Annotated in this window: 15 protein-coding genes; 8 read left to right on the top strand and 7 right to left on the bottom strand. The window is 34.5% G+C overall.

All coding sequences use genetic code 11. The features are described from left to right. Positions 1 to 29: 29 nt before the first annotated feature. Positions 30 to 1,034 (bottom strand): DUF3800 domain-containing protein, encoded by a 1,005-nt coding sequence (locus METTI_RS06165; RefSeq protein ID WP_023844961.1) that lies wholly within the window; start codon positions 1,032 to 1,034, stop codon positions 30 to 32. Positions 1,035 to 1,129: 95 nt separating this feature from the next. On the opposite strand from METTI_RS06165, the gene METTI_RS06160 reads away from it, so the two are divergent. Continuing rightward, positions 1,130 to 1,717 carry a hypothetical protein gene (locus METTI_RS06160; RefSeq protein WP_023844960.1) on the top strand — a complete coding sequence of 196 codons (588 nt, stop codon included), beginning with the start codon at positions 1,130 to 1,132 and terminating at the stop codon, positions 1,715 to 1,717. Between the two features lie 283 nt (positions 1,718 to 2,000). Here the strand turns inward: METTI_RS06160 and METTI_RS06155 are convergent, their stop codons facing one another. Beyond that, positions 2,001 to 2,567 carry a tyrosine-type recombinase/integrase gene (locus tag METTI_RS06155; RefSeq protein WP_023844959.1) on the bottom strand — a complete coding sequence of 189 codons (567 nt, stop codon included), beginning with the start codon at positions 2,565 to 2,567 and terminating at the stop codon, positions 2,001 to 2,003. A gap of 161 nt (positions 2,568 to 2,728) precedes the next feature. Further along, positions 2,729 to 3,535 (bottom strand): HNH endonuclease, encoded by an 807-nt coding sequence (locus tag METTI_RS15075; protein ID WP_084323985.1) that lies wholly within the window; start codon positions 3,533 to 3,535, stop codon positions 2,729 to 2,731. Between the two features lie 223 nt (positions 3,536 to 3,758). Between METTI_RS15075 and METTI_RS06145 the strand changes: the two genes are divergently transcribed. The 3 genes from METTI_RS06145 (at position 3,759) to METTI_RS06135 (ending at position 5,969) form a co-directional block, all read left to right on the top strand. After that, on the top strand, positions 3,759 to 4,895 hold the full coding sequence (locus tag METTI_RS06145) for an SIR2 family protein (RefSeq protein ID WP_023844957.1): 1,137 nt from the start codon (positions 3,759 to 3,761) through the stop codon (positions 4,893 to 4,895). An 11-nt stretch (positions 4,896 to 4,906) separates the two neighbouring features. Further along, the gene (locus tag METTI_RS06140; RefSeq protein WP_023844956.1) at positions 4,907 to 5,323 is read left to right on the top strand and encodes a hypothetical protein; all 417 of its coding nucleotides are present in this window, start codon (positions 4,907 to 4,909) and stop codon (positions 5,321 to 5,323) included. Between the two features lie 334 nt (positions 5,324 to 5,657). Beyond that, positions 5,658 to 5,969 (top strand): hypothetical protein, encoded by a 312-nt coding sequence (locus METTI_RS06135; RefSeq protein WP_023844955.1) that lies wholly within the window; start codon positions 5,658 to 5,660, stop codon positions 5,967 to 5,969. 69 nt (positions 5,970 to 6,038) lie between these two features. On the opposite strand, the gene METTI_RS06130 is transcribed toward METTI_RS06135, so the two are convergent. Further along, positions 6,039 to 6,710, bottom strand: coding sequence for a hypothetical protein (locus tag METTI_RS06130; RefSeq protein WP_156916257.1), 672 nt, complete (start codon positions 6,708 to 6,710; stop codon positions 6,039 to 6,041). Positions 6,711 to 6,951: 241 nt separating this feature from the next. On the opposite strand from METTI_RS06130, the gene METTI_RS06125 reads away from it, so the two are divergent. Beyond that, a complete protein-coding gene (locus METTI_RS06125) occupies positions 6,952 to 7,212 on the top strand; it encodes a hypothetical protein (RefSeq protein WP_048135219.1) in 261 nt (86 codons plus the stop codon). Positions 7,213 to 7,242: 30 nt separating this feature from the next. Here METTI_RS06125 and METTI_RS06120 read toward each other — a convergent pair whose 3' ends face one another. After that, entirely contained in the window at positions 7,243 to 8,364 is a 1,122-nt protein-coding gene (locus METTI_RS06120) for a pentapeptide repeat-containing protein (RefSeq protein ID WP_023844952.1), read from the bottom strand. 393 nt (positions 8,365 to 8,757) lie between these two features. Here METTI_RS06120 and METTI_RS06115 point away from each other — a divergent pair, with 393 nt between their 5' ends. Together METTI_RS06115 and METTI_RS06110 are read left to right on the top strand one after the other, a co-directional pair. Then, complete coding sequence (locus METTI_RS06115) at positions 8,758 to 9,714, top strand: hypothetical protein (protein ID WP_023844951.1); 957 nt, start codon at positions 8,758 to 8,760, stop codon at positions 9,712 to 9,714. 225 nt (positions 9,715 to 9,939) lie between these two features. Continuing rightward, positions 9,940 to 10,896 (top strand): exonuclease/endonuclease/phosphatase family protein, encoded by a 957-nt coding sequence (locus METTI_RS06110; protein WP_023844950.1) that lies wholly within the window; start codon positions 9,940 to 9,942, stop codon positions 10,894 to 10,896. Between the two features lie 36 nt (positions 10,897 to 10,932). Here the strand turns inward: METTI_RS06110 and METTI_RS06105 are convergent, their stop codons facing one another. After that, a complete protein-coding gene (locus METTI_RS06105; RefSeq protein WP_023844949.1) occupies positions 10,933 to 11,844 on the bottom strand; it encodes a DUF5655 domain-containing protein in 912 nt (303 codons plus the stop codon). A 749-nt stretch (positions 11,845 to 12,593) separates the two neighbouring features. Next, positions 12,594 to 13,304, bottom strand: a complete 711-nt coding sequence (locus METTI_RS06100; RefSeq protein ID WP_023844948.1) for a hypothetical protein — start codon at positions 13,302 to 13,304, stop codon at positions 12,594 to 12,596. Between the two features lie 407 nt (positions 13,305 to 13,711). On the opposite strand from METTI_RS06100, the gene METTI_RS06095 reads away from it, so the two are divergent. Beyond that, positions 13,712 to 13,924 carry a hypothetical protein gene (locus METTI_RS06095; protein ID WP_023844947.1) on the top strand — a complete coding sequence of 71 codons (213 nt, stop codon included), beginning with the start codon at positions 13,712 to 13,714 and terminating at the stop codon, positions 13,922 to 13,924. The last annotated feature ends 20 nt before the right edge of the window (positions 13,925 to 13,944 follow it).

Below are 13,944 nucleotides of genomic sequence, written 5' to 3'. Positions count from 1 at the left end.
GGAAGAGATTTTTTTCTCTTCTTTTTTTTTTAGTAAAAATCGTCTAATGTTTTCATTTTTGGATCTTTATTGCGTATTGGCAAATAATTGAAAAATTTACTATTATACTTATCTCCGTCGTCAGCAAATCTCTCTTGAAAATCCAAATCAAGTCCTTTTTTGAAAAAAGAAATACTAAATAATCTTTCAAAATTACTCTGATTGTAAAGATATCTTTTGTTTTCTTCATACATTATTGACTCCAATATTGGAGTAAACTCAAAAGCCACTTCTCTTTTCTCTTTCTTCTTAGATGTATTGAACAGACATTGTTTTGTAGAACCTAGAATGATATCAACAAGTTGTATAAAATTTGATTCTTCCTGTTCACTTTTCCTGTGATCAGATTCTATAAACTCAATAGTTGGGACAAACACTTTATTGCAGCCGTCTTCAGAAATAATATAGCGATCTTTTTCCATTAGTTTTTGAAAAATATGATAATTAAAATAATCATGCTTTTCTTGGGGCCCAACATCATGGCAAATTTTAGAGATTGTAATTTGGTTGTACTTTTTCAAATTATGGCTAAAAGCACCTTCCAACAATGTTCTGTAGAATCGGTTGTATAAATTTAGATACCATTTTTCGTTTTTACCTCCAAAGCCATCTTTGTCAAAACCTGTTATATTTATTCCTAAAATATTTAAGTAGAACTTAGGGCTCTTTTTGGTTTGAAGTCGAAGGTATCTAATCCATTTTTTAGATATCATACATCTTATCATGTGGTTGTCCAATTCCTTAAAATGGATTTCAGTATTGTTTTTTTTATGGAATTTACATTTGTAGGGACAATTTTCGTTGTCATAGTCTTTATTATTACCTAAACATCTCAAGTTTTTTAGATCATTTAATATCTCATTTTTGTTTTGAATTGGAACTATTAGAGCTCCCATGAAAAGCCATTCATGGCCTGTTTTCTCATCTTTAAATGAATGTATTTCATCTGAATATATTTCAATTTCAATGTTTTGAAATTCATTTTCAGCAAACATCACATATCAATTAGCAATCACATTTAAAAAACATTACGTGTATGTAAAAAAGTAGCATTATATAGGATAATAATTAATTTTTAGAGCTGGGTGAAATGGACTTCAGACTAATTTTCATTATTGGATTTGCAGGCTTTGTTGTTATAGTTATCCTGCTGGCAATTGTCATTACAATTCTTAATGAGAAACGCAGAGCAAAAAACCTGATAAAACAGGCAAAAGAGATGGGACTTGAACCAGATTCAAAAGAAATGGTTACATCTCTTGGTTTTGAACAGACTCAGCTTGGAAACAAACAAAAAGTGTACAATGTTTTCACAGGTACATATGATGGCTTGCAGGTGATATTTTTTGATATCACAATAGTTATTGGTTATTTTATAACCGGTTCTGCAAGTTCTCATGGAGGTACTTTTAAGTCATCTGGTATTATTTTTAAGAAAAATGCTCCTGTTTTTGAGTTGCAGCCTCGTTCACCGCTCTCTAAAAATGCTTATAACAAATACTTCTCCTTGGACGGAGATTCTTCTTTTATGGATGAATCTCTGGCAGAGAAAATCGGGCGAAATTATACAATTGAATCCAACGGGACACATGTAATGTTCGTTCCTTCAGGAAAGCGTGTTGAAAATATCAGTGAGGAAGTAAAAGCTACTTACAGAATATTGCAGAATATAGTTTAGAAACATCAATTATTTATTTCTGTCAAACTCTGACCCGTGTCAGAAAAAATCACATTAAATATTTACAACTCAATTCTGTGTTGACCAAGATGAAATTCGATCGGATACCAATTGTACAATTATAATATTCGATAATATATCAATAATATACAAAAGGTACTAAATCCGCTGATAATGAAACCGCAAAACTCGTTTTAAGGCATTTATTCCAGTTGAAGCAATCAACCTTCAAGATGTCAAAAAAAGATGCTCTCTGGGCGAATTTACCCTGCTCAGCACGACATCAAACAATCACAGGCATCTCTATTTTCTCTAATTCTCTCTGAATATCTGCAACACTGATATCGAGATAAGCCATAGTTGTGCTGATGTTCTTGTGTCTCAGGAACTTACTGACATAGGTCAGTTCGAGGCCATTATCCAACAGGTGTTCAGCCCTTGACCTGCGGAAAGTGTGTGTGCCTATTCTCTTGTCGATTCCGGCACGTTCACAGAGTTTATTGACGACCTTATAGACATGTGACCGTGTAACCTTGTCGGACTTATTGCTGAACATTATGTAATCGGTGTCTTTGAGGTCATGGTGTTCGCAATATCTCTTTATCCTCTTCAGGATATGCAGTTCACAGGGTGCTTTCTGTAGTTCACCTTTCTTACCCTTACCCTTCCAGATTTCCACGCATTCACCCCTCAAATCTAGGTCTCTGGGTCTAATGTGTATGGCCTCAGTCACACGGAGGGCCGGGAAATACATGAGAATGACCCAAATTTCATACTTTTCTTCGAGGTCAGGTATGTTGAGTATCTTCTTTGCCTCATCCGGGCGCAACCATTCTTTTGAATACTTCATAATTTGAAAATGAAACATCTTCTTTAAAAACGTTTCCTGCGTGCTTTAATTTAAAATCCAAAGGCTCTAAGGTATCCGGGTTTTAAAATATGGCTAAAATCATCCTATACGCAAAAATGAAACGAAAGATACGGAATGTTGCATTATTGGAACCCTTTAATTCACTGATATAATTGAGTTCGTAGTTCTTCTATACTCATTGGTGGATTAGTCTTATGAAGCATATCATGGCAGTTTGAGCAGACAAGAGCAATATCATCAAGTGTCGTCTTGGCAGCTTCGTCCCTATTACCTATTGGTTCTAGATGATGAGCAATAATGTAATCCTTTCCAATTTCGCCATAAACATCTTCATAACGCATTCCACATACTTCACACCGATAATCTGAATTGGCTTTCTTTTGCTCAATGAGCTTACGGTTCCTTTGCCTGAAGCTTGCTTCCCTGATATACTTCTTGCCTTCCTCTGCACTCGCCACTTCATCGATAATATCAGGAGTTAAATTAATATCAGTACCATATTCTTTTTCACGAATTCTTGCAAGGCGTTCTTGATTGATTTTGAGCACTGTATGTTGATTGGCACTAAGGTCAAGAACAAACGGTTTGAAATCGGTGTTCCAATCCACTTTTACATAATGTTCCCATCTAACACCATCTTGCTTTACAATACCCGGTTTATAGTCATATTCTTCAGCAATCTTGCCTTTGCCAACGATTTCAGTTCCTTTCTTAGCGTAGATTACATCGCCTTCCTTCATATGGAACACAACATGTTTGAGACTGCTTTTACCGGTTCTTGACCTAACACCTGATTCTCTCCATATAGCATCAAATTCTTTTTCAGTGATATTTCTGCAATCGCCTACAACAGGTTCACCATTGTAGTAGTAACCCATAGCAGCAATTCCTTGCTTCCTACATTGCTCCCATACCTCGACACCATTGCTTCCCAATCTAAAAGACATTCTCCAATAATTCAATTTGGAAACCCCCTTACAATAAAGCAAATTACATATTCATTAAGTATTTTTCGAATTGATACTTACGACTAAAAAGATGGAATATAACTTTCTACATACTGCCAAGAACCTTACTATTCCAAATGCTTCAGCTTATTGGAAAGAAGATAAATACCGAGTAAAATTATTTCGGCATACGTAAATACCATTGTTTAATATAATCCATATTATGAATGATGGGGTAATAAATTGGGATGAAGAGAAAGTTGTTTTCTTCTTTGGAGCAGGGGCATCCAAGCCTGAAGGAGGAATCATTACTAATCAATTATTAGAGGAATCATTTAGGCAATTTCCTCGTAATAATAAAGTGAAAATGGTGAAAGAATACTTAAGTGATATTTACCACAACAACTGTGAGATTTCAAATCTCCCTACTTTTGAAGAAGTTCTTGGACCAATTGATATTGCATTACAAAAACAGGAAAACATGTCACCTAAGTGGGATGTTAAAAAACTTAGCTCCCTCCGAGATAATTTAATTTACTGCATATGTAGTGTTTTATACGAAAAATTACAAAATCCACGAGGCTATCATCATGATTTTGTTGACAATTTATTAACCATGTATCCTGGTAGATGGAATAAATGCAGTTTTATAAGCTTAAATTATGACATATTACTTGACAATGCATTGACAAAACTCGGCGATAGAGGAGCTTCTAATATTGACCTTAACTATGGAATAAGATTTCGAAATGAAAAACATAGAAGAAGTAGGCATCAAAATGATGATACTTGGTCCGTTCCAAGGGTAAAAAATGTTCCTTTGCTGAAACTACATGGGAGCCTGAATTGGATATATTGTCCAACATGCAATTCAATAAAAATAACACCAAAAAGGAAAGGTATCGTGGATGATATATTCAAAGATTCAGAACCCTGTGATTCTCCTTTTTGTAAAGATGGTGCATCTGAACAAAAACCAATAGTTGTCCCACCTACTTTTACAAAAGCTTATGAGAATCCATTCCTTGTGTCTATTTGGCTCCAAGCAGAAAAGGTGCTCCAAAATGCTACACGAATATACTTCATTGGATATTCTATGCCTGAAGCTGATATACATATTCAATACTTGCTGAAAAGGTCATTGTTTAGACAAAATGGAATTCATCCTAAAATTATCATTATTGACAAAAAAAACGAACATTATAGCGAAAATGACAATGATGAAAATATGGATGAAAACGTACAAGAAAACATGGCAAGCAAGGGTGTCCATGACAGATATAAGAGATTATTCGGTGATGTTAAATACTGTCCAATAGGCTTCGAAGAGTTTGCAGGAAATTTAGAACAATACTTGTGAGGGTGCGATATATGGGACAAAATAAAAATACGGGCAGAGCTGGGAATAATTTCGGTCATCGTATGGCTGTATATGCAGCTCAAAATCTTGGTACAGAACTATTGAATACTGGAACAAAGAGCAATGAAGTCATTCTGGACGGTCAAAGGGTTGTATTGAAGTCGGCACATAAGAAGACTTCAGCTGTAGGTGTAACACTAAACGTTCTTGAAAATATTCAGAGCATTGTTGCAGTACTCGAAAACAAAGAGAAACAGGAAGATGATATTCACAATTATACCATCTATAAAGTTCCTGTTGAGTGGTACAAACAGCATATGAAACCATCTAGGAGCAGTGAAAGGGCTGCAAGAACAACACGAATGGTAAATTGCAATCTGATACGAAAGAATGGTGAAGTTATCGGAGAATTGACCTGCAATTTTTGAAATCTACTAAGAGTGAAAAGTGACCTTAGTGGTTAATGCTGCTGTCCTCGATTTTAAGATTTTATCGCATGCAATCGGGCTGTGTGTATTTAGGTGTCGTTGATTTGGACGCTGACTACAGTGACAACACTCATCTACAGCAACGACAATGAACAACATAGAACCACAAAACCAACAGTAAGAGACCTACTGATGTGATTTGCAATGTTTGCAATGTTGGGTTTCAGACCCTGAATGTATCAGAGCTATCAATGCAAGGAAAAGTGCCTGAAATCTCCACAGACAGCAGGATTTATCTGAATTCTTGAACAATATAGAGCATAAGGTGTTCAAAATGTATCGTGATTGTGGGATAAGCTGGCATGGTCCAAATAAAAGATATCAAGTTGAAATTGGAAAAGATGCACATAATTTGTTCGATGAAACTAATAGGGACATAGAGATTGAAATTGATGGCAAAACATTCTATTCTCATCTACCTGACTCCTTTTTTTCTAAATGTAAGCATTTACGGACAGCCTACGATAACAAAAATGTGAAAGGAACTAATTATCTACATGAATGGATTGATAAAAACAATATCAAAAGAGCAAAGTTAGAAGTAATCGAAAAACCAGTAAAGTACAAGCTTACTAAGATTCAATGAGTGCTGGTTTTGAGTCTATTCTTTGCAATTATATGTGGAAGCCTTTATGGGAAAGTAAACAACATTATTTTACCAATAATCATTGAAAAGTGGTATATCTAGGGCATAGTCACTCAATTTATCAGTGTAGACTTCAAATCCTACTTCTTTAAAGTCCATTCCATGGGAAAAACTATTGTTATTAATGCCATTTTGTATGTAAGCTACAACTTCTTTAGGTAAACTCAATTTGTAAATAACAACTAAAACCGCTATTAATTCATACATTTGCTTTGGAATTGCATAGTGGTCCATGCCTTTAAAAAGATTATGAACAAAGTGATTTCTTTGAAGTTGAACAAATGTCATTATTTCTTCAGAACGCTGATATTGTTCCGAACTTAATTTGTTATCCAAATCTGCCAATACATATTCTTTTACATAGTTATAATTTCGATTTCTATGGTTTGTTTTATAGGATTCAAAATATTCATCCCAATTTATCTTTAAGGCACATATTTTTAGAAGAAATTCATAGGCCATACCAAACAATGAATAGTTGATTTTCATGTCTATTATATTTTCATTTCTCAGAGAATTAATTAGATATATGTATTGAGAGAAGATTTTTAAATTATCAGTGAAGAAACATTCCTTCTTTTTGTCATTGAAATCATCAAATGAAGTATAGTCTTTATAAAAATCAATATGTTCATTACGGATTCTTTCGAAATCTAAATAAGCTCTTTCATCTTCAGACAATTTAATCATCACCTATAATGAGGAATATATACTCTATAAAATTATATATGTTAAAGATATCTAATCCGAGATTATAGGATTGTTGTTGCAGATAGCTAAACGATAAATATATGCATCTTCTGGAATTGTGATGTGTTGCCGGTATTTTTGTCATGAGAATGTGAAATCTGTTTGATAGATGAATGAATACTTTCAACCTGCTTGGAGTATCAGCATATATACTGCCTACATACCAACTTCTATGAACGACACACCCATCCAAAGTGAAGAAGACCTCTACAACAGAATCAATGAATATCGCAAAACTCTGAGAACAGGTGCATTGACCTCACTTGACGTTCAGTCCTTCATTGAAACACAATCAACTGACTTGCTTCCTGATATTGTACTTAAGCACATCATCCTAGGGAATGCCTGTGGATGGGGAAGCTATGATATTGCCTGTGAGCATTTCGAGAACCACATGCAGGCTTTCAGACACTTTCAGGTCTTCAATATGTGAAATCTCTATGCTTGCTACATAAAATACCAATTATTGACATCTTATTTTGTTTGCTAGTACAAACCCAAGAATTCCAGCTAATATTATGCTCATTGTTGTTTGAACTGTGATGAGTACATTTGTTAGGGAATAACTAAGACTCAATTCTAACGACGAAGGAAGCATAGAATAAAAGCTCAATGCTAACGCTTCTTTAAAAGTTGCATCGGGAAGCGATATGAAATATGCTGCTGCAAATAAAACAAATATGAGTAGATATGTAAATGCCACTTTTCTCAGACTTTCGCCATAACCAAAAAGGAACCCAACTAATTCATTCTGAAAAATGACTATTTTTTTTATTAATATTTTAGTAGAAGTGCGTTCATTTTTGGGTATTTCTTTTAATTCAAGCTTTAGCTTTTCACACTCCATTCTTCTAGCTTGTACATATGCCCAATTTGAATCGCTCATATACCCTTTACTCAACCATAGTGCACTTAAAGCTCGGTAAATATCTTCAGCATCTCGGAATCTTTCAGACATTGACTTTTTTACATCCCATCCTACTTTATTCACTGCTTTGTCCCTAGCATCCTCTAAAAAATCCTTATATATCCCATTATTTTGCTGTAAAATCTTATCATTTTTGAGGTTATCTCTTCTGATAATTGCACCATCAGCAAAAAGAGTATAATGTAAACTGCTATTTTCCATCTCACAATCTCTAAAAACAACTACACCTAAAAATGATGCTCTGTAGAAATCACAACAATTAATTTTCGCATCTTCAAATGTTACCATGTTTATTTGAGCATATTTGAAATTACTTTTTGAGATTGCAGCACCACGGAATCTGCAAGTACTTAATTTAGTGTTTTCAAACCTACAATCAATTAACTTAGCAGTTGTAAAGTTGCAGTCTTTTAGTTTTGTGTTATTAAAGTTGCAATTTACTAATTGGCAGCCTTGAAAACTTATTTTTTCACTGTCAGGAAAGTCTATATTTTCAAGCTCTGTTTTAAAAAACACAACATCATTAATTTTGCAACATGACATCTTGAGCTTTTTGAGCTCTTTAATATTGATAAATAAGTGAGACAAATTGCCTGTACTTATATGATTTAATAAATCAGCTTCAGTCTTAATTTCCCTTAAAATAAAGTTTATCATCAAAAATACCCCCATTTATGATGCAATCGATATTTTACAATCAGTTGATTATGGCAGCTGTATTTGTATCAATTCCCACTAGCTTATTATACGATATCTTTGTATATAGTCGTATATGACAGGCTATTGATATCGATTTATTACAAAATAATGAGCTTGTCTACATTTTAGATAATTCTAACATACCGTCATAATAGCATCAGAAGTTACCATGCAAATAATTTGTATGTGTTATCTGATACAGCATGCGAGTATTTTGATAATCTTATGCAAACCTTCAGGTATTTTCGAATTTTAACAATTGAATATATGCGATACTTTTATACAATTAAAAAGTATATTATTTGATAAAAATAGTTGGTATTCAAGTGATAAAATTGTGGAGAGAATTTCATGAGTAATGGTCAAGCTGGACCAAATTATCGAATAAGTGATGCAGAGATGGGAAACCGTATCGAAAATGAGCTTTACAATGCTGCAAAAGAAGCTGAAAAGAATAGGTATCAAGGTTTTCCACCTAATGAATGGAACAGTTACTACTCAGAAGATTCCAATAGAAAAACTAAGAAAAAAGAATCAATCTTCAACAACAAATTTGTTTTAACTCCTATTGTAATAGTTTCTTTACTTATTTGCTATTGGACATTTGCACCTTTAATTATTGATATGTCCAATGATACAGGTTCTATAAATGGATGGGGTGAATTAAAATCAGATACTGCTTACTTTTCGGACGTAAAGGTTGTAGAGCATATTTGGTTAATTGGAGAAAGAGGTTTTTTCACCAAAACATATGATGTACAAGTTTTGACCGATAGAACTTTTATTTCTGTGGAGAGTGTTTCTGAGGATTATATGAATGTCCTTGTTGATAGGTATTGGACAAGCGGTGTTTCAAGCACAAATTCAGTTAGTGTGATTTCATCTCAAAAGAATCCAAATCAAGAAGTTATTGACGAATATAACGCATATTCTTCGCAGTACAAAATACGTGTAGATGCTTTTAATGAAGATGTAGATAATTGGAACGCTAAATTAACGGAATACAATGACTACATGGCAAAAGTTAATGCAATGTCCTATGCAACGAGAACATCATCTGCAACTCAAAATGAACTGAGTTTAAAAGCAAGTGAAGTTAGAAGTGCAGGAAGAAATTTGCAAGTTGAATGTGAAGTATTTGAAACGCATATCAATGATATGCTTGCTTTCATGGAAGAAAACAAAAATTCACTAAAGGACTATAATTCACAAATGTACATGCAGCAAAAATCATTCTTAGTAGAACAGAAAGCAAGATGTGAAACTACAGAAGAAACAGTGAATAATATCTTGAATAAACTTAATTGATATGCTGATTAGATTTTTTACATGTGATTAATAACAGGTGGCATGTAGGTTGATTGGTTCAAAATTGGTGATTTTTTACCATATTGTATGCATGCCACAGACATCACTATCAATTACATCTACATAAATATTTTTAATTAATTTCCACCTTATAATTGAAATGTAGTGAATGATTAAAACTATGAATATTCTAATAGTTTTATCTATCTCTTAGAGGGGGACACAATGAAAACGAAAATACTTGCAATACTCATACTTATTTCGCTAACCTTTGGCTGTATTTCTGATAGCACTGAAACAATCAGTGATGTGGTTACTGAAATCGAACAGCAAATGCCGGAACAAATGCCTGTTGTCAATGAAATAGTCACCACTGAAGAATCTACGCCGGATGAAGTCAATGTGCCAACATCAGATACACTGCGAATAGGTGCATTCAATGTTCAGGTCTTCGGTGTCACAAAAGCCGATAAACCTGAGGTCATGGATGTACTTGCTGACATAGTTAGAACCTACGATGTAATTGCAATACAGGAAATCCGGGATAAATCACAGACCGCTCTTCCTGAACTTGTAGACCTTGTGAATTCAGATGGCTCTGAATATGATTACGTAGTAAGTGAAAGGCTTGGCAGGACGACCTCAAAGGAGCAGTATGCTTACATCTACAACACTGCCACTGTGTCTGTCAATGACGCTTATACTTATCCTGAACCAAATGGTACTGACCCATTCCACAGACAACCCTATATTGCGTCCATAGAAGCTCTACAAGGCAATTATGATGCAACTCTCATTGTTATCCATACTGACCCTGATGAAGCCACTGAGGAGATTAATGCACTCGATGATGTGCTATCCTATGCACAGTCACAGAATCCAGAAGAAAGTGATTTCATTATCATGGGAGACCTGAATGCTGATGGAAGTTATTTCGATGAGGATGGAACATCGGACCTTGATGAATACTATTGGATTATCGATGACAGCCAGGACACAACGACAAAGTCCACAGATTACACTTATGACAGGATAATTCTGACTGATGATAGTGACATTACAGGTGAATTAGGTGTGTTCAGGTTTGATTTGGTGTATGGTCTTGATGAGGAGCTAACAACTGATGTATCGGACCACTATCCGGTTTATGCAGAATTTATGATTAATGGAGATAGTGATTGAAGGAAGTGATTCCTTCAACACCAAACCAATACTTGATTAGCTATTTTCATAGCTTTTGGCAATCAAACCTTCAGCTTTTTTCAAGTCTTCTTCAGATTTAATTGTGATTTCAAGGTCACCTGTTCCATAATGACCAATTTTCCGGACGTCACGAGTAAATCCGCCTTCATTAACTTCGTCTACAGGGTTGAGTTTTACATATACAACTATGTGTCGTATTTGAGGACGAATCTCCACACAAGCAAAATTGCTAAGTCTTTTAAATGCAGTATAAAACTTTAATTCCTTTACCTGTACATCATCACCCAATGCTTCGATGAAGGATTTTAATGATTCATACAAGTCCTTAAGTTCATCGTCACATTGATTGTAGTTCATTCCAAATGTCTTATAATTTGAACTCTTAGAAATATCCTTAATCTTTGTAGTTGAATCATCACTGCTTTGAACGTTTGTTGCATTGATTAACTCCAAAAGCAATAATTCATCACCATATTTCTGATACTTTATAAGTTCAATATTCCTATTAATTTGCTGAACTGCATGTATGTCATACTTGGTAAAATCACCAGCAATGCATAAAAGCCGAGGAATCCACTCGATATCATCTCCATTCATGCCCAGAACATTCATTGCCTTCAACTGGAACTCAGCTTTGTGGTCCAATAGCCAGTCGAGATAGTAAAGACCTTGATTGATAACGTTCTCATTCAGAGACCTTTTATACTCGATAATGACAGGACAGCCGTTTTCATCAATCCCAAGTGTATCAATTCTTCCACCATGTGTTTTGCCAGTAGAGTATTCGCTTGCTATTAGCTTAATGCCCAGCAAGGTTTCAAGATTTCTTTCCATATACGTTTGAAGTGACTTCTCAAGTGCAACAGAGGAACTTGATAATTCTTCTGCCTTCTCACCAGATGTCCTGAACAGTCTGATATCACCCATTTATTACCCACCTTTGTTATTGTAACTGAATAATGATTATTACTAGATTATTAACATAATGAAGAGCATCTAATAAAAATTAATGCGATTTAATCTCAAATTAATTGAGTATCTACATAGAGTATGATGATAACATTTCTGTGGATAATATCACTATATTTAACCTTGTAGGAGATGCATAAGCAGTCCACTCAATCAGCCTAAATCCACACCATCTACACCGTCCACAAGTGTTACTGCTGTTTGAAATTCAAAGGACTTTCTAAAGAATGTTTTAAGCCTCGATATTTTACCAGCCGTGTCAATGTAAGTCTAAAGGGCAGAAATTGGCACAGAAGAAGAATTAGAGGGCATACTTGCCTTTCTATGAATATGTCGAGCTATGAAATGAACATCACTTTCACCATGCTAGGCTCATAGGCATATATTGTCAAATGAATTTTTATTCATGGAACCTTCAGAGCAAATATTCGTGGATAACTGGCAGCATAGGCTTAAGAAAAAGACTAGAGAACAAAGGAAAAAACGTTCAAAAGGTCGATGATTTTGCATACTATCATCATAGGAAGGTTCGGAAATTCTACTTATTATTATATCTTTACTAAATTCAGTATACTCATCGGCGAACTAGATATGTTTGGGTTTCAATTTGATTTTGGGCTCGATGAGGAACTTATGTGTTAGACTTTAATCCCATATTTGCTGAATTTGCCATTAGGGAATAAATTAGGTTTTGAAGCTAGATTACATTATTCATCATTTTCTGGCATTTCCCATGCATGCTCTGTTGCATAGTCTTCTGAGAGCAATAGTTGAATGAACTCTTCATCTGTATGATAAATGTCAGAATCGTATGCCCAATCCTCATTTATTCTACTAATATCACGGAGAATCTTTTCTCGAACTGCTGTACGAATATATGATGATACTGTAGTATCCTCATTAGCATACCTGCCATAAACCTTATTGTCATGAATGAAGCACCATACAATGTTGTCAATAAGTTTTTTTTCGTTTTTGTCCATTCTTAATGATACGGACACCACACGTTTATTATCCACCTTTTCATTTGGTACTCCTTCATTCAGTGCATTACCATACAAAAGGTCTTTCTCAGTCAAGACTTCAAGTTCAGCATCAGTAAATGTGTTGCCATAAACAGGTTTAATTCTCTCATGTACCATGTAATAACATAAATTACACCTAGTTTTATGCTGCATAAAAAACAACTGACTAAGATATTCAGCATCGTGTGATATTTCATAGAGTTCTTCTTGTGTATCAGCAACAAATTCGCATGTTAATAGTATACGATTTCCATAGTTGGTATCAAGTATCTGTATTTTACTGGTCCATTCTTCACGGTCTTCAAGATTCTTGTTACCATCCCAATTGTCCATGAATTTTTTTGCATTTTCATCTATACATAGTGTTTTCACAATTCTTTTATATTCTGGCATTTTTATTACTCCGTTTTGATGTTTTTCATTTTCTATTCATACTTTTTTTGTATGACAGCATGTAATACATTTGTTTAATAATATTTAAAACTAACGCATATCAGGAGAAATTATCTACTATAGAATGAAATAGTAATAATGGCGTAGCACACAAAATGCGCCTTAAGAATGCGAAAATAAATAAGAAAATGGAGAAACAGAATGCATAAAGCAGGACTAAATGAAAAGGTGTAAATACCTCCTAAATTAACTTTGCTTCATGGGAAAAATAGAGATTAACAGGGCACTGTTTGCATATCAAAAAGTCAACAATGAGTGACAATTATAGAGTACTTATGTGCTCGGGGTCTGCTACCCGTGTCACGCAGGGATGTTCATTGATTTGATTACTAATATAGAGGAATAAAATGTCTATAAAACAATTAGAACCAAACAACCTCAGTACAGATGAAGACTGGATAGGAAACAATGCAGCATTTAAGTGTCCGGTCTGTGGTAACACTTTCATTGTTAGTGGTCTGCTACATCGCAATGGAAGAGCATGCACGAATTGTGGCAAATCCACAGGGTACTGCAAAGGTGGCAAGGATTCTGGTGGGACTGCTTATATTGAATGGTGAGTCTCCATAGGTTGAAACAC

Source organism: Methanolobus tindarius DSM 2278 (assembly GCF_000504205.1).
GTDB lineage: Archaea > Halobacteriota > Methanosarcinia > Methanosarcinales > Methanosarcinaceae > Methanolobus > Methanolobus tindarius.
This window is presented reverse-complemented; position numbering and strand designations above follow the sequence as displayed.

Excerpts from the sequence above, each read along its gene's own strand:
- METTI_RS06165 (WP_023844961.1), bottom strand. The coding sequence starts at position 1,034 with ATGTTTGCTGAAAATGAATTTCAAAACATTGAAATTGAAATATATTCA.
- METTI_RS06160 (WP_023844960.1), top strand. The coding sequence starts at position 1,130 with ATGGACTTCAGACTAATTTTCATTATTGGATTTGCAGGCTTTGTTGTT.
- METTI_RS06155 (WP_023844959.1), bottom strand. The coding sequence starts at position 2,567 with ATGAAGTATTCAAAAGAATGGTTGCGCCCGGATGAGGCAAAGAAGATA.
- METTI_RS15075 (WP_084323985.1), bottom strand. The coding sequence starts at position 3,535 with ATGTCTTTTAGATTGGGAAGCAATGGTGTCGAGGTATGGGAGCAATGT.
- METTI_RS06145 (WP_023844957.1), top strand. The coding sequence starts at position 3,759 with ATGAATGATGGGGTAATAAATTGGGATGAAGAGAAAGTTGTTTTCTTC.
- METTI_RS06140 (WP_023844956.1), top strand. The coding sequence starts at position 4,907 with ATGGGACAAAATAAAAATACGGGCAGAGCTGGGAATAATTTCGGTCAT.
- METTI_RS06135 (WP_023844955.1), top strand. The coding sequence starts at position 5,658 with ATGTATCGTGATTGTGGGATAAGCTGGCATGGTCCAAATAAAAGATAT.
- METTI_RS06125 (WP_048135219.1), top strand. The coding sequence starts at position 6,952 with ATGAACGACACACCCATCCAAAGTGAAGAAGACCTCTACAACAGAATC.
- METTI_RS06120 (WP_023844952.1), bottom strand. The coding sequence starts at position 8,364 with ATGATAAACTTTATTTTAAGGGAAATTAAGACTGAAGCTGATTTATTA.
- METTI_RS06115 (WP_023844951.1), top strand. The coding sequence starts at position 8,758 with ATGAGTAATGGTCAAGCTGGACCAAATTATCGAATAAGTGATGCAGAG.
- METTI_RS06110 (WP_023844950.1), top strand. The coding sequence starts at position 9,940 with ATGAAAACGAAAATACTTGCAATACTCATACTTATTTCGCTAACCTTT.
- METTI_RS06105 (WP_023844949.1), bottom strand. The coding sequence starts at position 11,844 with ATGGGTGATATCAGACTGTTCAGGACATCTGGTGAGAAGGCAGAAGAA.
- METTI_RS06100 (WP_023844948.1), bottom strand. The coding sequence starts at position 13,304 with ATGCCAGAATATAAAAGAATTGTGAAAACACTATGTATAGATGAAAAT.
- METTI_RS06095 (WP_023844947.1), top strand. The coding sequence starts at position 13,712 with ATGTCTATAAAACAATTAGAACCAAACAACCTCAGTACAGATGAAGAC.